Annotated in this window: 15 protein-coding genes; 2 read left to right on the top strand and 13 right to left on the bottom strand. The window is 73.6% G+C overall.

Going from position 1 to position 17215, the window contains the following annotated elements:
* Nucleotides 1-48 precede the first annotated feature (48 nt).
* Complete coding sequence (locus tag IEX37_RS04270; RefSeq protein WP_188754999.1) at nt 49-1605, top strand: bifunctional NAD(P)/FAD-dependent oxidoreductase/class I SAM-dependent methyltransferase; 1557 nt, start codon at nt 49-51, stop codon at nt 1603-1605.
* Between the two features lie 62 nt (nt 1606-1667).
* On the opposite strand, the gene IEX37_RS04265 is transcribed toward IEX37_RS04270, so the two are convergent.
* The 5 genes from IEX37_RS04265 to IEX37_RS04245 form a co-directional block, all read right to left on the bottom strand.
* On the bottom strand, nt 1668-3527 hold the full coding sequence (locus tag IEX37_RS04265; protein WP_188754998.1) for an ABC-F family ATP-binding cassette domain-containing protein: 1860 nt from the start codon (nt 3525-3527) through the stop codon (nt 1668-1670).
* A 65-nt stretch (nt 3528-3592) separates the two neighbouring features.
* A complete protein-coding gene (locus IEX37_RS04260; protein WP_188754997.1) occupies nt 3593-5095 on the bottom strand; it encodes a CoA-acylating methylmalonate-semialdehyde dehydrogenase in 1503 nt (500 codons plus the stop codon).
* On the bottom strand, nt 5092-6225 hold the full coding sequence (locus IEX37_RS04255) for a zinc-binding dehydrogenase (RefSeq protein ID WP_229663055.1): 1134 nt from the start codon (nt 6223-6225) through the stop codon (nt 5092-5094). The genes IEX37_RS04260 and IEX37_RS04255 overlap by 4 nt, the downstream gene beginning before the upstream one ends.
* Before the next feature lie 130 nt (nt 6226-6355).
* Complete coding sequence (locus IEX37_RS04250) at nt 6356-7291, bottom strand: LysR family transcriptional regulator (RefSeq protein ID WP_188754996.1); 936 nt, start codon at nt 7289-7291, stop codon at nt 6356-6358.
* Nucleotides 7292-7365: 74 nt separating this feature from the next.
* Nucleotides 7366-8655 (bottom strand): cytochrome P450, encoded by a 1290-nt coding sequence (locus tag IEX37_RS04245; protein WP_188754995.1) that lies wholly within the window; start codon nt 8653-8655, stop codon nt 7366-7368.
* A gap of 239 nt (nt 8656-8894) precedes the next feature.
* On the opposite strand from IEX37_RS04245, the gene IEX37_RS04240 reads away from it, so the two are divergent.
* Nucleotides 8895-10370: a sugar transferase gene (locus tag IEX37_RS04240; RefSeq protein WP_188754994.1), complete on the top strand. Its 1476-nt coding sequence runs from the start codon at nt 8895-8897 to the stop codon at nt 10368-10370.
* A 24-nt stretch (nt 10371-10394) separates the two neighbouring features.
* On the opposite strand, the gene IEX37_RS04235 is transcribed toward IEX37_RS04240, so the two are convergent.
* The 8 genes from IEX37_RS04235 to rsmA form a co-directional block, all read right to left on the bottom strand.
* Nucleotides 10395-11600: a DUF998 domain-containing protein gene (locus tag IEX37_RS04235; protein ID WP_188754993.1), complete on the bottom strand. Its 1206-nt coding sequence runs from the start codon at nt 11598-11600 to the stop codon at nt 10395-10397.
* A 53-nt stretch (nt 11601-11653) separates the two neighbouring features.
* Nucleotides 11654-12571, bottom strand: coding sequence for an ABC transporter substrate-binding protein (locus IEX37_RS04230; protein ID WP_229663054.1), 918 nt, complete (start codon nt 12569-12571; stop codon nt 11654-11656).
* Between the two features lie 63 nt (nt 12572-12634).
* Nucleotides 12635-13348, bottom strand: coding sequence for an ABC transporter permease (locus IEX37_RS04225; RefSeq protein WP_188754992.1), 714 nt, complete (start codon nt 13346-13348; stop codon nt 12635-12637).
* Nucleotides 13345-14016: an ABC transporter permease gene (locus IEX37_RS04220; RefSeq protein ID WP_188754991.1), complete on the bottom strand. Its 672-nt coding sequence runs from the start codon at nt 14014-14016 to the stop codon at nt 13345-13347. The genes IEX37_RS04225 and IEX37_RS04220 overlap by 4 nt, the downstream gene beginning before the upstream one ends.
* Complete coding sequence (locus IEX37_RS04215; RefSeq protein WP_188754990.1) at nt 14013-14852, bottom strand: ABC transporter ATP-binding protein; 840 nt, start codon at nt 14850-14852, stop codon at nt 14013-14015. Before IEX37_RS04215 ends, IEX37_RS04220 begins: the two co-directional genes overlap by 4 nt.
* Before the next feature lie 98 nt (nt 14853-14950).
* Nucleotides 14951-15256: a DUF427 domain-containing protein gene (locus tag IEX37_RS04210; RefSeq protein ID WP_188754989.1), complete on the bottom strand. Its 306-nt coding sequence runs from the start codon at nt 15254-15256 to the stop codon at nt 14951-14953.
* Nucleotides 15257-15305: 49 nt separating this feature from the next.
* Nucleotides 15306-16238: a 4-(cytidine 5'-diphospho)-2-C-methyl-D-erythritol kinase gene (locus IEX37_RS04205; protein ID WP_188754988.1), complete on the bottom strand. Its 933-nt coding sequence runs from the start codon at nt 16236-16238 to the stop codon at nt 15306-15308.
* A gap of 94 nt (nt 16239-16332) precedes the next feature.
* Nucleotides 16333-17190, bottom strand: a complete 858-nt coding sequence (rsmA, locus tag IEX37_RS04200) for a 16S rRNA (adenine(1518)-N(6)/adenine(1519)-N(6))-dimethyltransferase RsmA (protein ID WP_188754987.1) — start codon at nt 17188-17190, stop codon at nt 16333-16335.
* Nucleotides 17191-17215 lie beyond the last annotated feature (25 nt).

The raw sequence follows: 17215 nt of genomic DNA, 5'->3' as shown, positions 1-17215 counted from the left end.
CCGGCAAAACCGTTTGCAAGACTTCATTGTCGCGCACAGGATGGCCGCATGGATCCGAACTCATGGGATGTGATCGTCGCGGGCGGCGGACCTGCGGGCCTGTCGGCCGCGCTCATGCTGGGCCGCTCCCGGCGCCGCGTGCGGGTGATCGACGCCGGCAGCCCCCGCAACCGCTTCGCCGCGCACATGCACGGCGTGCTCGGTCAGGAGGGCGTCCCGCCCGCCGAGCTGCTCGAGCGGGGCCGCGCCGAGGCCGCCGCCTACGGCGTGGACTTCGCGGACGGGAGCGTCGAGCACGTCGAGCGCGTGGCCCACGGCCTGCGGATCGTGACGGCCGACGGAAGGGAGGCGCACACCCGCGCCCTGATCGTGGCGACCGGACTCACGGACGCGCTGCCCGACGTCCCGGGGCTCGCCGAACGCTGGGGACTCACCGTGCTGCACTGTCCCTACTGTCACGGCTGGGAGGTCCGGGACCGGCGTCTGGGTGTGCTCACCACGTCCCCGCTCGGACTGCACCAGGCCGAGCTCGTCCGCCAGTGGAGCGACGACGTCACGGTCTTCAGCGCCGACCTCGGGCCGCTCGCGCCCGAGACCGAGCGGCGCCTTCGCGCACGCGGCATCGTCCTCGTGCCCGCGCCGGTCACGGAGCTCGTCGGCGAGGGCACCTCGATCGCCGCGGTCCGGCTCGCCGACGGCAGCGAGGTCTCGGTCGACGCGATCTTCACGGCGGGTGCACCGCGGCCGCACGACGGCTTCCTCGCCCCGCTGGACCTCGCGCGCAGCGAGTCCCCGTTCGGCTCCTTCCTCGCCGTCGACGCGATGGGGAAGACCAGCGACGACCGGATCTGGGCCGTCGGCAACGTCGTCAACCCCGCCGCCAACGTGCCCCTGTCCATGGGCGCGGGTGCCTTCGCGGGCGCGGCGGTGAACGGCGCGCTCGTCACGTGGGACTTCGACGCCGCCGTGCGCGACCCGGCGCCGCAGGCTGCGCCCGCGGACTTCTGGGAGGAGCGCTACGCCGGGTCGGACCGGGTGTGGTCGGGCAGGGTCAACGCCGTGCTCGCCGCCGTCGCCGGCTCGCTCCCGCCGGGCCGCTCACTCGATCTCGGCTGTGGCGAGGGCGCGGACGTGATCTGGCTCGCGCAGCGGGGCTGGGACGCCACGGGCATCGACATCTCCCCCACCGCCATCCGCCGGGCGACCGCCGCGGCGCAGGACGCCGGGCTCGACGGCACCCGCGCCCGCTTCCTGACGGCCGATCTCGCCGAGTTGCCGGCGGACTCCTACGATCTGGTCACGGCGAGCTTCCTGCACTCCCCGGTCGAGCTTCCCCGCGCGGAGATCCTCCGGCGGGCCGCGGAGCGCGTAGCCCCCGGCGGGCACCTGCTGATCACGTCGCACGCGGGCGCGCCGCCCTGGGCGGAGGCGCCGCACGGGCACGAGCACCGGTTCCTCACCCCCGACGAGGAGCTCGCCCAGCTCGCGCTCGACGCCGACGAGTGGGACGTCCTCGCCGCCGAGACCCGTCGGCGGGAGGCGACCGCTCCCGACGGCGAGCCGGCGACGCTCGACGATGTCGTGGTGCTGGCACGCCGCCGCTGACCGTGCCGCCGCTGACCGGGCGCACCGCCGAGCCGGAGCGCCGATAGGCTGGCGTGCCCGGGTCAGCCTCCGGCGGCCTCGACCGACTCGCTCAGCGCGAGCCAGCTCTCCTCCAGGGCGCCCAGCTCGGCCTCCATCCCGGAGATCCGCTGCATCTCGGCCGCGAGCCCGACGTAATCGGACTGATCGTGGTCGGCGAGCGCGGCCCGCGCGCCGTCGATCTGCTCCTGCAGCCGGCTCATCCGGCGCTCGAGCGCGGCGACCTCCTTCTGGGCCGCACGCAGCTCAGCGCCCGCGAGGGCCGGGGCCGCGTCGCCGGACCCGGAGCCGCCCGCCGCGGATGCGCGTTCGGGCGCCGCTGCCCCGCGTCGCGGAGCGGCCTCCCGGTCCCGCACGCCTGCCCGCAGGCGCAAATACTCGTCCACGCCGCCCGGAAGGTGCCGCAGCCGTCCCGCGCCGTCGGGGCCCGGCAGGATCGCGTACTGCTGGTCGGTGACCCGCTCGAGGAAGTAGCGGTCGTGCGACACGACGATGAGCGTGCCGGGCCACGAGTCGAGCAGGTCCTCCATGGCCGCGAGGATGTCGGTGTCGAGGTCGTTGGTCGGCTCGTCCAGGATCAGCACATTGGGCTGGTCGAGCAGGATGAGCAGCAGCTGCAGCCGGCGCTTCTGCCCTCCCGACAGGTCCCGCACCGGGGTCGACAGCTGCGCGCTGGAGAAGCCCATGCGCTCCAGCAGCTGACCGGGCGTGAGCTCCTGCGCCTTGGAGCCGGAGCCGAAAGTGTAGGTCGTGCGCAGGCGCCCGATCACGACGCGCACCGGCTCGTCCAGGTGCTCCTCGAGCTCGTCGAGCCGCTGCGTGAGCGTGGCGACCTTGACGGTCTTGCCGCGCTTGACGCGGCCGGCCGTCGGCTCGACGTCCCCCGAGATCAGTCCCAGCAGCGTCGACTTGCCGGCGCCGTTGACGCCGAGGATGCCCGTGCGCTCCCCCGGCGCGATGCGCCACTCGACGTCGCGCAGCACCTGACGGTCGTCGTACGCGACGGACACGTCGAGCAGGTCTACGACGTCCTTGCCGAGCCGCGAGACGGCAAGCGACTGAAGCGCCACGCGATCGCGGATCTCGGGGACGTCCTCGATCAGCTGGTTCGCCGCGTCGATGCGGAACTTCGGCTTGGACGTGCGGGCGGGCGCGCCGCGGCGCAGCCACGCGAGCTCCTTGCGGGCGAGGTTCTGACGGCGGGCCTCGATCGCCGCCGCCTGCCGGTCGCGCTCCACGCGCTGCAGGATGTACGCGGCGTAGCCGCCCTCGAACGACTCGACGATCCGGTCGTGCACCTCCCAGGTCACGGTGCAGACCTCGTCGAGGAACCAGCGGTCGTGCGTCACGACGAGCAGGCCGCCGGCGTTCGCGGCCCAGCGCCGCTTGAGGTGGTCGGCGAGCCACGCGATCGCCTCGACGTCCAGGTGGTTGGTCGGCTCGTCGAGCGCGAGCACATCCCAGTCGCCCGCCAGCAGCCGCGCGAGCGCCACGCGGCGACGCTGTCCGCCCGAGAGCGTCCCGAGCGGCGCGTCCCACGGCAGGTCGCCCAGCAGCCCCGCGATCACGTCGCGCACCCGCGCATCGCCTGCCCACTCGTGCTCGGCCGCGTCGCCCACCACGACCCCGCCGATCGTGTCGCCGTCGTCGAGCGTGTCGCCCTGATCGAGCACGCCGATGCGCACGCCGCCGCGCACCGTGACGCGGCCGCCGTCCGGTTCGCGCCGGCCCGCGAGCATCGCGAGCAGGCTCGACTTGCCGTCGCCGTTGCGGCCGACGATGCCGATCCGGTCGCCCTCGTTCACACCGAGCGAGACGGAGTCGAAGACGACCTTGGTCGGGTATTCGAGGTGCAGGGCCTCGGCCCCCAGGAGATGCGCCATATCCCCTCCAGCGTAGGGCGCGCGCCTGGCGCCCCGCTCCACGGAGCCGGAACCGCGCGAGGGGCTCAGTCGTGGCGCGGAAACCCGAGGTTCACGCCGCCGTGGCTCGGATCCAGCCAGCGCGCGGTGATGGCCTTCAGCTGCGTGTAGAAGCGCACGCCCTCGGCGCCGTGCGCCTTGGTGTCCCCGAACAGCGAGTCCTTCCATCCGCCGAAGGAGAAGGTCGCCACCGGCACCGGGATGGGCACGTTGATGCCGATCATGCCGACCTGCACCTCGTGCTGGAAGCGGCGGGCCGCGCCGCCGTCGTTGGTGAAGATCGCGGTGCCGTTGCCGAACGCGCCGCCGTTGATCAGCGCGACGCCCTCCTCGTACGAGTCGACGCGCACGACCGCGAGCACGGGGCCGAAGATCTCCTCGGTGTACACCCGGCTCGTGGCGGGCACCCGGTCGATCAGGGTCGGGCCGAGCCAGAAGCCCTCGGGCTCGCCGTCGGCCCGCACCTTCCGGCCGTCGACCACGACCGTGGCGCCGTCGGCCTCCGCCACGTCGATGTACGAGGCCACGCGGTCGCGGTGCTGCGCGGTGACGAGCGGCCCCATGTCGCAGCCGCGCCGGCCGTCGCCGACGCGGAGCCCGGCGATCCGAGCGGCGATCCGCTCGACGAGGTCGTCGCCGATCGGGTCCACCGCCACCACGACCGAGATCGCCATGCAGCGCTCCCCCGCGGATCCGAAGCCGGCATTGACGGCGGAGTCCGCGACGAGGTCCAGGTCCGCATCCGGCAGCACGAGCATGTGGTTCTTCGCGCCGCCGAGGGCCTGCACGCGCTTGCCGTGCGCTGTACCCGTCTCGTACACGTACCGCGCGATGGGCGTGGAACCCACGAACGACACGGCCGCCACGTCGGGGCTCGTGAGCAGCCCGTCCACCGCCTCCTTGCCGCCATGCAGCACGTTGAACACACCCGGCGGCAGCCCCGCCTCGCGCCACAGCAGGGCGAGCCAGTTCGCCGCCGACGGATCCTTCTCGCTGGGCTTGAGCACCACCGTGTTGCCGGCCGCGATCGCGATCGGGAAGAACCACATCGGCACCATGGCGGGGAAGTTGAACGGCGAGACGATGCCGACGACGCCGAGCGGCTGCCGGGTCGAGTACACGTCGACCCCGGTGGAGACCTGCTCGCTGAATTCGCCCTTCAGGTGGTGCGCGAGCCCGCACGCGAACTCGACGACCTCCTGACCGCGCGTGATCTCGCCCAGCGCGTCGTCCAGGACCTTCCCGTGCTCGCTCGTGATGATCTCGGCCAGCTCTCCCTTGCGCGACTCGAGCAGCTCGCGGAAGCGGAACAGCACCGCCTGGCGGCGTGCGAGGGACAGGTCCCGCCACGCCGGGAAGGCGCTCCTGGCCGCGGCCACGGCGGCGGCGACATCGTCGCCGTCCGCGAGCGAGACGCGCTTCGTCACGACGCCGCGTGCCGGATCGAACACGTCGGCCAGACGGCCTCCGGACGAGGCGCGCTCGGCGCCGCCGATCCAGTGCGGGACGACGGGGAGGGTGTCGCTCATGATGCGGCTCCTTGCATGGTGATGAGGGCGCGCCCGGTGATCGCGCCGCGGGCGAGGTCGCGGTAGGCCTGGTCGGCGTCATCGAGGCCGTAGCGGCGGGTGATCAGCTCGTCGGTGCGGAAGGTCCCGTCGGCGGCGAGCCGCGCCACCTCCGGCAGATCGGTCCGGGTGCGGCCGCCGAACGAGCCGACGATCTCGTAGCCGCGGCGCACGAGCGGGGTGATCTCGACGGCGGCCTCGGCGCGCCCCGCCGCGATGCCGATCGCCACCATGCGCCCGCCGTCCGCCAGCATGTCCACCGCCTGGCGGAAGGTCGCCGGGTTGCCGAGCGCCTCGAACGCGACATCGACGCCCGCTCCGCTGAGGCTCCGCACCTCCGCGACCGCGTCGAGCGCGCGGCCGTTGACGGTGTCGGTCGCCCCCAGCTCGCGCGCGCGGTCGAGTTTCTCGTCCGCGATGTCGACGGCGATGATCTGCGCCGCGCCCGCGGCCCGCGCCATCGGAATGAGGCTCGATCCGATGCCTCCCACGCCGACGATGGCCACGCGTGCACCCGGCGACAGGGCCGCCTGCCGGAACGTCGCGCCGTATGCTGTGAGCCCCGCGCAGCCGAGGATCGCGGCATTCTGCTCGTTCAGTCCCGCGGGCAGGGGTGTGACGGCCGCGGCGGGGATCACGCAGTACTCCGCAAGTCCCCCCATCGAGTACATCGCGAGGAAGGACCCGTCCGGCATGGCCAGGCGGCTCTCGCCGTCGTAGAGCGTGCCGCGCAACCGGTTGTGCGCGAAGAAGTTCGCGCACAGGTCGTCGCGCCCTCGGCGGCACGCGTCGCATGTCGTGCACGGCATGATGAAGCCGCTGACCACCACATCGCCCACGGCCAGACCGCTCGCGTCGAGCCCTCCTCCGAGGGCGACGACGACTCCGCTCACCTCGTGCCCGACGACCGCGGGGCGGGGGAACGCGACCTCTCCCTTGATCACGTGCAGGTCCGTGTGGCACACGCCGCAGGCGATCACCCGGACGAGCACCTCCCCCGCGCGGGGCACGGGCGTCGGGATCTCCATCACCTGCAGTCGCGGCTCGTCCGTCACCAGGACGGCGGCGCGCATGATCGGGGGCACGGGCATGACAGCCTCCTCGCGTCGTCGACGCCAGTCTCCGGGCCCGAAGGCTGTGCGGTCAACGTCCAGACCGGCACAGCGGATGTGCAGAAACGCACACTGCGACGGACCGACCCCGCCGACCGCGCCGACGGGCTCAGGGACCCAGGAGCTCGCCGCGGCGTTCCGCGACCTCTCGATGCAGCTCCCGCCGGACCACGGCCACCACATCCGAGTCCCGGCTCTCTCGCCGCACGCTGAGGGAGAACTCGAGATCGAAGCGCACCTCGCGCGGCAGCACGGGCACCAGCTCGTCCCCGGCCTCCTGGGGCGTGCCCGCGCCGGTCCCGTCCCCCGCGAGGAAGTGCGGGAGCAGCCCGATGCCGGCGCCCGCCCGCGTCGCCGCCACCTGGGCCAGGACATTCGTCGATCCGAGGCCCATGCGCGGGCCGGAGAACGACCGCAGCAGGTCGAGCTCCTCGACCGAGAGCAGCGATTCGACGTAGAAGACCAGCGGATGGCGGCTCAGGTGGGCCTGGGCGGTCACCGGCCCGCGTTCGGCGAGGTACGACCGGCTGGCGAACAGACCCAACGTGTACCGCGTGAGATGCTCGCTCGCGACGCGCCCCGAGGGCGGGGCGCCGATGTTGACGGACAGATCGAAACCCGTCCCCCGCGCGGAGACCGGACGCGAGCTCGTCACGAGCTCGGGGGTGACGCCCGGATGCTCCCGCAGCACGCGCGCGAGCACGGGCGCGACGAACGCGGTGCCGAAGCCGTCGGGCGCCGCGATGCGGACCGTGCCCCTCAGCGCGCCCGCCTCTCCGGCCGCGATCCCGCGCACCTCGTCGACGATGACGTCGATCTCGTTCGCACGGTCGGCGATCATCCGGCCGAGCTCGGTCAGTTCCCACCCGTCGGTGGAACGCACGAGCAGCGTCGCCCCGAGATCGGCTTCCAGACGTCGGATGCGCCGGCCGATCGTCGTGTGGTCGAGACCCAGGGCGGCCGCCGCCGCGACCATCCGCCCGGTGCGGGCGACCGCGATGAGGAGCCGGAGGTCGTCGGCGTTGACGCTGAGAGGCGAGCGCATGCGCACAGCCTATTGACCGGCGACGCGCACAGCCCGGCCGGGGCCGGCCTGCCCGGCCCGCCGACCGGCGGGGTTCAGTGGAACGGACAGCGCGCCCCGGCACCGGCCGCGCGCACGCGCCCACCCGAGGTGGGCATGGTGGGGAGCCGGCGCCGATTGATCTCGAGCCCGTCGCCGAGGACGGTCACGCGCGGATCGCTCAGCGCCGCGATGCCGGCCGCGAGCCCGGCGATGGCCTCCTTCTCCCCCGGGCAGCGGTGCCCGGTCGCGACATCCGCCCCGCCGTGGGGCACGAAAGCGGCGAGCGCCTCGTAGTCGACGCCGCGGAACCGCTCCGGGTCGAACTCCTCGGCGCGCTCCCACGAGCGCTCGTCGACGTTCGTGCCGAGGATGTCGAGGACCACCCGGCCGCCCTTGCCCAGCCGCTCGCCGTCCAGCTCGACGTCGGTCGTGGCCCATCCGGGCAGCATCGGCACGAACAGCGCGGTGCGGCGCACCTCCTGAGCGAACATCGTCGCCAGCTCGCCCCCGACGAGCGACCCGCGCGCCTCGGTCTCCGCGGCGATCCGCTCCCGCCACTCGGGGCGATCGTGGAGTTCCTTTGCCGCGAACGCCACGAAGCGCGCGACAGCGATCATCGGCCGGAAGCTGTTCTGCAGCTCGACACCCGCCAGTCGAGGCGGCAGCAGCTCGCCCTCGAGGTCGCGGTGCCAGGCCCACGCGTGCAGCGCGGTGCCCTCGGGCGCGTCGAGGCTACCCTCACGCACCGCTTCGATCAGCCGCTTGGCGTGTCGGTCCGACCATATCCGGTTCACCGTCGCGAGAACGTACTCAGGCGAGTAGAACACCCCGAACCCGTCCACGATCTGCGCCAGGCGTGCCGCCCACCGCGTCTTGGCCGCGGGCGTCCCGGGCAGGCCTGCCCAGCGCATGATGGCGCGGCCGAGCGCGCCCACCGCGGCGTCGTAGGCCGACCGGTCGCCGCCGGCGATCCACTCCTCAAGCTCGCCGCGCCACTCGCGCTCGAGCAGCGGAAGCAGCCGGTCGACGTGCTCGTCGCGGTAGAGGGCCTCGACGAAGGTCGCCTTGCGATGGCGGTGCTCCTCGCCGTCCAGGCTGTGCACGGATCCGCGACCGAACAGGGTGTCCTGCACGATCAGAGGCATGGCGCCGTGCCGCGCGATGCGGTCGCCGTCGTAGAAGAGCGCGACGCCCTCCGCTCCGCGCACGAACAGCGCGTCGCGTGCGAGCAGCCGCATGGGCGCCGCCCTCGCCCCCTCTCGCGCCCGACGCCAGACGTGCGCGCCGAAGTCGTAACCGCGAGCCAGCAGCGAGATCGAGTCTTCACGCAGGATGCGAGTCATGCACCCACTGTCGCAAAGGCCCGCGGAGCCCTCCAGGGGATGGGATGACGACGGCCGATGTGGTAACCGGGCGCGGCCCACGACGCCGCGGCCTCGGGTGTATCACCTCACGCCGCGCGCGCTCCTGAGCCTCGTCGGGACAGCCTCGTCGGGATCGCCTCGTCGGGACCGCGTCGTCGGGATCACGGCCCGATCGGGGGCGTCTCGGGAACGTCCCGCGGCCCGTTCGAGGAGACCAGATGGCGATCGACCACAGCGCGACCCGGATCCTGACGCGGCCGATCGGCCGCGCCCGGCGCCCCCTGCGGGCGGTGACCACGCCCGCCGCCGGGTCCCCCGCGATCGCCGAGTCGCCGCTGTCCCTCCGGCGACGCCGCGAGGCCGCCCACCGTACGCGCGTGTTCGCCTCCGACGCCGTGATCGCAACCGCCGCGGCGCTCCTCGCGTCGGTCGCGGGCACCGCCGCCGTGGACGCCGCGACGCTCTCCGCGGCCGTCGTCACGGCGTCGGTCTGGCTGCTCGCCCTCGCCACCGCGAGGTCGCGCGACCCGCTGCTGTCGTTCGCGGACGAGGTGGGCCGCGTGTGCATGGCGACGGGCGCCGCGTTCGGCACGCTGGCGATCGGCGCGCTCCTGCTCTCCCCCGAGCAGTACCGTCCCCTGCTCGCGGCCGCGCCGCTCGGGCTGGTGGCGATGGCGGGTGCGCGTGCCGCCTGGAGGCACCGGTTGCGCACGCGGACGCGCGCGGGCGAACACGTGTCGCGAGCGGTCGTGCTCGCCCGCGAGCAGCAGCTCGCCGCCGTCGGAGACGCCCTCGGTCGCATCCACGCGGTGGAGGTGGCGGACGCGATCGGCTTCGAAGACCACGAGGCCCCCGCCGGCGTGACCCGCCGCGTCGCGGACGCCTGCGCGCTGCGGGGCGCCGACACGGTGATCGTCGCGGGCTCGCCGCAGGGCGACCCCGAGTTCCTGCGGCAGCTGTCGTGGGCGCTCGAGGGCGTGGCGGCGGAGACGGTCGTGTGGACCGGGCTGTCCGGCCTCTCGGCGCCCCGGCTGCGGGTGCGCTGGAGCGGGCACACGCCGCTCCTGCGCGTGACGATGCCCCTGCAGGACAGCGCCGACCGGTTCGTCCGGCGCGCCTTCGACATCCTGGTGGCGGCAGTCCTCCTCGTCCCCGTCGCCCTCGCGGCCGTCCCGATCGGCATCGCCATCCGGATGGACTCGCCCGGGCCCGTCCTGTTCCGCCAGGTGAGGATCGGCGAGGGAGGCCGGCCGTTCCGGATGCTCAAGTTCCGTTCGATGACCGTCACGGCCGAGCGCGATCGCGCCCTCCTGTCGCACGCGAACGAGGGCGCGGGGCCGCTGTTCAAAGTGCGCGACGATCCTCGCGTCACGCGGGTCGGGCGAATCCTGCGGCGCTACTCGCTCGACGAGCTGCCGCAGTTCTGGAACGTCCTACGGGGCGACATGAGCGTGATCGGTCCCCGTCCGGCACTCCCCGAGGAGGTCGCCGCCTACCGGCCGCACGAGGCGAGGCGCCTGGCCATCCGCCCCGGGATCAGCGGCCCCTGGCAGGTCAGCGGGCGCAGCGAGCTCAGTTGGCAGCAGGCCGTCGGGCTGGATCTGCACTACGTCGAGAACCGCACGCTCCCGGGCGACCTGCTGCTCCTGCTGCGCACGGTCCTCGCGGTCGTGCGGCCGCGCGGCGCGTACTGATCCGTCTCGAGCGGCCCGAGCGGCTCAGCCCGCCTTCAGGACCGGACCGTCGTGACCGGGGTCGAGGGCCGCTCCGTCACGGCGTTCGGCCTCGCCGTGCGCGGCGGCCTCGGCCGCGGCCTCCTCCGCCTGCGCGATCGCGTGCTCGGCACGCTCCGCTGCGGCCTCGGGCGTCGCGGCGGCGTTGCGGGCGAGCAGGACGAGCCACGCGAAGAGCATGAGCATGGCGATGAGCTCGGTGGCCGTGAGGTTGTAGTAGCCCACGGGCACCCACAGCACGACGACCAGGACGAGCCCGACCGCGAACCCGAAGCTCGTCGCGGTGAAGACCGGGGGAAGATCCCGCACTACGATCGGCGTGACGAGGAACAGCGCCTCGAAGCCGATGAGCGCCACGATGCTGAAGGCGTTGTGGAGCGTCTCCAGCGTGTTGATCGGCACGGCGCCGACGCCGACGAGCGCCAGCCCCACCACCACGAGGATCCAGCGCACGATGCGGATGTCGTCGACCGTGCGCCCGTGATGCCCGCGCGGGTGCAGGTCGATCGTGAGGTAGTCGGCGAGGGTCATGAGTACGACGCCGGCGATGACGATCGTCAGATTGAAGGTGCGCGCCGAGGGGGCCGTCCCGATGCCCAGCGCCGAGAAGTTGTCCTGCCACCAGCCGGGGTTCTCGGCCGTGAGCATCGCCGCGACCACGCCGGCGACCAGGAAGAGGGCCAGCAGCGACGCGAGCTGACGGGTGTCGAGCTCGCTCGCGACGAGATGCAGCACGTAGGCGGCCACCGCCGTCCCGGCAGCCACGAGGCCCGCCGCGGCGATGCGATCGAGCAGCAGGTCCTGGAACGCCATCGCCATCACGGTGTACGTCGACGCGATCAGGAGCGCCGCCGTGACGCTGCCCGCGAGCGTCACGCCGACCGTGTCGATCAGCCGCCGCAGGGCTCCCTGGCGGCGCCAGCGCGCGTGCCGGCGATTGCCGTGGAGATACGCCAGCGCGAAGGAGGCCGCGCCGAGAGTTCCGGCGGCGAGCGAGGAGATGCCGCCGATCGAGACCTCCCCGACCGGCAGCAGCGAGGACGGCACGCTCCCGGTGCGCTGCGACGAGAGCGGGATCCCCTCGTTCGGGAAGATCAGCAGCCCCGCGATCGCAGCGATCAGACCGGTCACGAGCGCCACCGTCAGGGCGCGCGACTCGGTGCGCGACGGGCTGTCGGGCACAGTGCGCATAATGCTCAGGATAGGGCCGTCGCGCGGGCGCCCACGACACGGGGCGGAGACGGTCAGGACAGGCCGTGCTCCGCGAGCCAGTCCGCCGCGATGTCGCGCGCAGAGCGGCGCTCGACCGTGTTCTGCACATTGAGCGCGACGAGCCCCTCGGGGGTCAGCGCGGCGCTCACCGGATCGATGACGGAGCGGATCTCCTCCGCCACGTCGCTTCGCGCGATCGGCACGACGTGCGACGCGAGGAAGAGCCCCTCCGGATCCGCGAGCGGCACGAGCGACTCGGTCTCGATCCGGGGGTCTGCCGTGAACACGTTCGCGACGTCGATCGTCCCGGCGAGCAGCTCCTCGACCGTGGTGTCGCCCGTGGCCGAGAAGTCCAGCTCGACGCCGTACACCTCGCGCGCGCCGCGCGGACCGTAGGGGCGCTCCTCGAGCTCGGGCGGCCCGCCGAGCGTGAGCGGCCCGTCGACGTCCGCGAGGTCGGCGATCGTCTCCAGGCCGTGTTCCGCCGCGAAGGCCTCCGTCACGGTGTACGAGTCCTGGTCGGTGGCCGACGACTGCTCCAGCACCGTCAGCCCATCGGGCAGCGCCGCGGCGAGCGCCGCGTAGACGTCGTCCGCCGTGCGCGCGGTCGTGTCGGGGTCGTAGTACTGGAGCAGGTTGCCGGTGTACTCGGGGAAGAGATCGAGCTCGCCGCTCTCCAGCGAGGGCAGATACGCGTCGCGCTGGCCGATGCTGGGCCGACGATCCACGGCGAAGCCGGCGCCTTCGAGCGCCTGCGCGTAGATCTCCGCGATGATCTCGTTCGACGGGTACGCCTGCGATCCCACGACGATCGTGTCGTCCGGTGCCCGCTCGTCGCCGGGAGCCGCGAGCGGATCGTTCGAGCCGCAGGCCGCGAGCGCTACCGCGACGCTCGCCAGCGCCGCCGCGGCGACGCCCCGTCTCATCCACCGTTGCCGCTCGAGCCTCATGACGCCCGCCCTCCCGCCGCTGCGTGCTCTCGGACGTCGTGACGCGCCCGACCGGTGACGAGCCTACGCCGCCTCGCCGACACCGGGGCGGAACGCCTTCCGGCGGTCAGCCCCACGGAGGTGGGCCGGCACCGCGGCCCGCTGGAGCAGGGCGAACGCGCCGTCGAGCGCCAGCGCGAGAAGCGCGACGAGGATCGCGCCGCCCAGCACCTGCTCGAACCGGCGCAACGGGATGCCCTGGATGATGTCGAAGCCCAGCCCGCCGAGGCCCACGTAGGCCGCGAGCGTCACGGTCGCCACAACCTGCAGCACGGCCGAGCGCAGTCCGGCCACGAGCAGCGGCAGGCCCAGCGGGACCTCGATGCGCCAGAGGATCTGCCACTCGGTCATCCCCTGCGCGCGCCCCGCGTCCACGACGCTGCGGTCGATCGCCTCCACTCCGGCGTAGGCGCCCGCGAGGACGGGCGGGATCGCGAGCAGCACGAACGCGATGAGCGCCGCCTCCGGCTTCCGCGTGACCCCCAGCAGCAGGACGAGCAGCAGGATGAGTCCGAACGCCGGTACGGCACGCGCAGTGCCGGACAGCCCCACCGCGATCTCGCGACCGCGGCCCGTGTGCCCGATCGCCCACCCGGCCGGGATCGCCGCAGCCGCCGCGATCGCCACGGCCGCGAACGTGTAGGCCAGGTGCACCCCGATCGCGCCTGGCAGCGGGTTCGACCCGGTGAGACGCTCGGGCGCGAGCAGCCAGCCGAACGCGTCCAGGAACACGGTCACCGCACGCCGCCCTTCCCCGCCCGGCCTCCGGCCGGCACGCCCCGAGCCCACGGCATCAGGATCCGGCCCGCGAGCACGAGCACCAGATCGAGCACGAGCGCCACGAGCGCCACCGCGACGACGCCCGCGAGGATCTCCTCCACGATCCGGCGCTGGAAGCCGTTCGTGAACAGGTACCCGAGGTTCGTGACGCCGATCAGGATGCCCACGGTCGCGAGCGCCACGGTGCTCACGGCCACGACCCGCAGGCCCGCAAGGATGACGGGACCGGCGAGGGGCAGCTCGACGCCCCAGAACCGGCGCAGCGGCCCGTAGCCGACAGCCACGGCCGCGCGCCGCACCTCCGGGTCCACGGACCCGAATCCGTCCGCGACCGCGCGCACGAGGATCGCCACCGCGTACACGGCGAGCGCGAGCATCAGGTTCAGCTCGCTCAGGGCGCTGATCCCGAACACCGTCGGCAGCAGCGGCAGGAGCGCGAGCGACGGCAGCGTGTACAGCACGCCCGTGACGGCCACGAGCGGACCGCACGCGACGCGCCAGCGATGAGCGGCCCAGCCGAGCGGGAGCGACAGCGCCAGCGCCCACGCGATCGGGACGACGCTGTGCCGCACGTGCTCGACGGTCAGCGCCGCGATCAGGCCGACGTTGTCGAGCACCCAGCTCATCCGGAGTCCTCCGCCGGCTCGCGCAGCACGCCCTGCACCCGGCCCGCCGCGTCGACGATCACGGTGCCCGCGGGGGTGCTGCGCAGGCGCAGCTCGCGCCGGCCGTGCGCGAGCCCGACGAACTCCGCCACGAACGGGTCGGCGGGGGCCGTGAGGATCTCCTCCGGTCGGCCGTGCTGCACGATCCGCCCGCGCGGCAAGAGGATCGCGATCTCGTCGCCGAGCAGGAGAGCCTCGTCGATGTCGTGGGTCACGAACACGATGGTCTTGCCCAGGCGCTCCTGCAGGCGCAGCAGTTCCTGCTGCAGCTCCCGCCGCACGATGGGGTCCACCGCGCCGAACGGCTCGTCCATGAGCAGGATGTTCGGGTCGGCCGCGAGGGCCCGCGCGACGCCCACGCGCTGCTGCTGCCCGCCCGACAGCTGGGCCGGATAGCGGGACGCGAGCCGCGGGTCGAGGCCGACCGTCTCCATCAGCTCGCGGGCCCGCTCGCGCGCGTCGCGGCGCGGCGTGCCTCGGAGCACCGGGACGGTGGCGATGTTGTCGATGACGCGCACGTGCGGCAGGAGGCCCGCCTGCTGCATGACGTATCCGATCCCGCGGCGCAGCTTCACGGGGTCCCGCTGGCGCACGTCCTCCCCGTCGATGAGGACCGCACCCGACGTCGGCTCCACCATCCGGTTCACCATGCGCAGCAGCGTGGTCTTGCCCGAGCCGGACGACCCGACCAGCACGACCGTCCGGTGGGAGGGCACGATCAGGCTGACATCGTCGACCGCCACGCTCTCGCCGGCGCCGTCGCGGTACGTCTTGCGGACGGCTCGGAACTCGATCATGGGCGCCTCCGTTCGTCGCTCGGGCGCGCGGACGCGCGAGCGCCTCCCCGGACTCTACTGCGAGGCGCGGACACCCGCGGCCGCGAGCGCGGCGTGGCTCAGGACGGCAGCACCGTGACGGCCTCGCCGAAGGCGACGTAACCCGAGAAGTCGGCGCCCACGCGCTCGATCGCGCTCGGCAGCGGCGTCGGGTAGCTCCACGCCGCATCCACCGCCTCGTCGTCCCCGCTGCGGAGCGTCCAGTACTGGCACTCCCCCTTCCAGGGGCAGATGTACGGCGTGGGGCTGGCCAGGAACAGCGAGCGGTCGAGCGTGTCCGGCGGGAAGTACCGGTTCCCCTCGATCACGACGACCCGGTCGTCCGGGGAGTCTGCGACCACGTGGTCTCGCCAGAGTGCGCGCATGCTGCGAGGGTAACCCCCCGCGCCGCGAAACGGGAGGGGGTGCCGCGGCTCACGCGACGACGCGTGCGCCCGGGACCGGCCCGTGGACGCTGCGCGCCCGGTGACCGGCGGCCGCGAGCGTCGCCCGCAGCTCGAGCGCGTGCTCCGGCGAGAGGCACAGGAAGGCCAGCGTCGGCCCGGAGCCGGAGACCATGCCGACCAGCGCGCCCGACGACTCGCCGAGCTCGAGCACCTCCGCCAGGTCGGGCCGGAGGCGCAGGGTCGCGACCTGGAGGTCGTTCCGCACGGCTGCCGCCAGCATGTCCGCGTCACCCGCGCGCAGGGCGTGGAGCACCTCGGTCGCCACGGAGGGGCGCGCGGGCACGGGCCCGATGTCGAGGCGATGCCGGTCGCGGTGCGCGTCGAGCTCCCCGTACACCTTCGGCGTCGACACGCCCTCGTCGCTCGTGACGAGCACCCAGTCGAAGCGGCCGCGCGCGAGGGCCGGACTCAGGACGTCACCGCGCCCCGTGCCGATCGCCGTGCCGCCCTTGAGCGCGAAGGGGACGTCGGCGCCGAGCTGCGCCGCGAGCCGGTGCAGCTCGGCGCCCGACAGGCGCGTCTCCCACAGCGCGTCGCAGGCGACGAGGGCAGCCGCAGCGTCGGCGGACCCGCCGCCCATGCCGCCGGCGACGGGCACCTGCTTGTGCACGTCCAGATGCACGCCGCCCGTGTACCCCGTCTCCCGCGCCAGCAGGCGCGCGGCGCGCAGTGCCAGGTTGCGATCGTCCGACGGCACGCCCGACAGGTCGACCGTTCCCGACACGTCCATCGTGAAGTCCGGGGCGTGCCGGGCGACGACGTCCTCGAACAGCGACACGGCCTGAAAGGCCGTCGCGAGCTCGTGATAGCCGTCGGGCTGCAGCGCCCCGACCTCCAGGTACAGGTTGATCTTTCCCGGGGCGCGAACGCGCACCGACGCGGATCCCCGGGCGCCCGTCATCTTCCCGAGCGCGCGACGGGACGGGGAAGGCGGGACGCGGCGTCGATCACGCCTTCAGGCTACCCACCGCCGGCTCGCCCGGCGAGCATCCGCGTCACGCGCCGCCACGGGACAGGACGAGGCGCGCCACGCGCAGGAAGTCCTCGATGCCGAGCTCCTCGCCGCGCGCCGTCGGCGCGACCCGGGCGGCCTCGAGCACCTCGGACGCGGACCCCGCCGATCCGCCGAGCACGCCGGCGAGCGCCTGCCGCAGCATCTTGCGCCGCTGCTGGAACGCGGCGTCCACGATCCGGAAGGTCAGCGCCCGCTCCTGCTCCGTGCCGCGCGGTTGGGCGTCCCGCTCGAACGCGACCAGGACGCTGTCGACGTTCGGCACGGGCCAGAACACGTGACGCGAAACGCTGCCCGCGAGTCGCCAGGCGCCGTACCACGCGGCCTTGGCGCTCGGAGCCCCGTAGACCTTCCCGCCGGGGGCCGCGGCGAGGCGCTCTCCCACCTCCGCCTGCACCATGACGACGCCGCGCCGCAGACCGGGGAACGTCTGCATGAAGTGCAGCAACACGGGCACCGACACGTTGTACGGCAGGTTCGCCACCAGCACGGAAGGGTCGCCCGGTAGCTCCGTCACGCGCAGGGCGTCCGCGTCGACGACGGTGAGCGCGCCCTCCGGCACGCCGTGCTCCGCGGCCGTCGCCGGCAGGCGCTGGGCGAGGCGGTGGTCGATCTCGACCGCCGTCACCCGCGCGCCCCTCTCCAGGATCGCGAGCGTGAGCGACCCGAGGCCGGGACCGATCTCCACCACGCGGTCGCCCTCCGTGACGCCCGCGACGCTCACGATGCGGCGCACCGTATTGGCGTCCACGACGAAGTTCTGCCCCAGCTTCTTGGTGGGGGTGACGTCGAGCGCCGCGGCGAGGGAGCGGATCTCGGCGGGCCCGAGCAGAGTGACCATCCCCCCATTCTCCCATCCGGCATCC

It is taken from the genome of Microbacterium album (assembly GCF_014643695.1).
In the GTDB taxonomy this organism is placed as follows: Bacteria; Actinomycetota; Actinomycetes; order Actinomycetales; family Microbacteriaceae; genus Microbacterium; species Microbacterium album.
The sequence above is the reverse complement of the archived record's forward strand: the minus strand, read 5'-3'. Positions and strand labels throughout refer to the sequence as shown.

Coding starts and splice junctions, on each gene's coding strand:
- IEX37_RS04265 (WP_188754998.1), bottom strand. CDS start 3,527: ATGGCGCATCTCCTGGGGGCCGAGGCCCTGCACCTCGAATACCCGACC.
- IEX37_RS04235 (WP_188754993.1), bottom strand. CDS start 11,600: ATGCGCACTGTGCCCGACAGCCCGTCGCGCACCGAGTCGCGCGCCCTG.
- IEX37_RS04230 (WP_229663054.1), bottom strand. CDS start 12,571: ATGAGGCTCGAGCGGCAACGGTGGATGAGACGGGGCGTCGCCGCGGCG.
- IEX37_RS04270 (WP_188754999.1), top strand. CDS start 49: ATGGATCCGAACTCATGGGATGTGATCGTCGCGGGCGGCGGACCTGCG.
- IEX37_RS04215 (WP_188754990.1), bottom strand. CDS start 14,852: ATGATCGAGTTCCGAGCCGTCCGCAAGACGTACCGCGACGGCGCCGGC.
- IEX37_RS04220 (WP_188754991.1), bottom strand. CDS start 14,016: ATGAGCTGGGTGCTCGACAACGTCGGCCTGATCGCGGCGCTGACCGTC.
- IEX37_RS04210 (WP_188754989.1), bottom strand. CDS start 15,256: ATGCGCGCACTCTGGCGAGACCACGTGGTCGCAGACTCCCCGGACGAC.
- rsmA (WP_188754987.1), bottom strand. CDS start 17,190: ATGGTCACTCTGCTCGGGCCCGCCGAGATCCGCTCCCTCGCCGCGGCG.
- IEX37_RS04240 (WP_188754994.1), top strand. CDS start 8,895: ATGGCGATCGACCACAGCGCGACCCGGATCCTGACGCGGCCGATCGGC.
- IEX37_RS04250 (WP_188754996.1), bottom strand. CDS start 7,291: ATGCGCTCGCCTCTCAGCGTCAACGCCGACGACCTCCGGCTCCTCATC.
- IEX37_RS04260 (WP_188754997.1), bottom strand. CDS start 5,095: ATGAGCGACACCCTCCCCGTCGTCCCGCACTGGATCGGCGGCGCCGAG.
- IEX37_RS04205 (WP_188754988.1), bottom strand. CDS start 16,238: ATGACGGGCGCCCGGGGATCCGCGTCGGTGCGCGTTCGCGCCCCGGGA.
- IEX37_RS04255 (WP_229663055.1), bottom strand. CDS start 6,225: ATGCCCGTGCCCCCGATCATGCGCGCCGCCGTCCTGGTGACGGACGAG.
- IEX37_RS04245 (WP_188754995.1), bottom strand. CDS start 8,655: ATGACTCGCATCCTGCGTGAAGACTCGATCTCGCTGCTGGCTCGCGGT.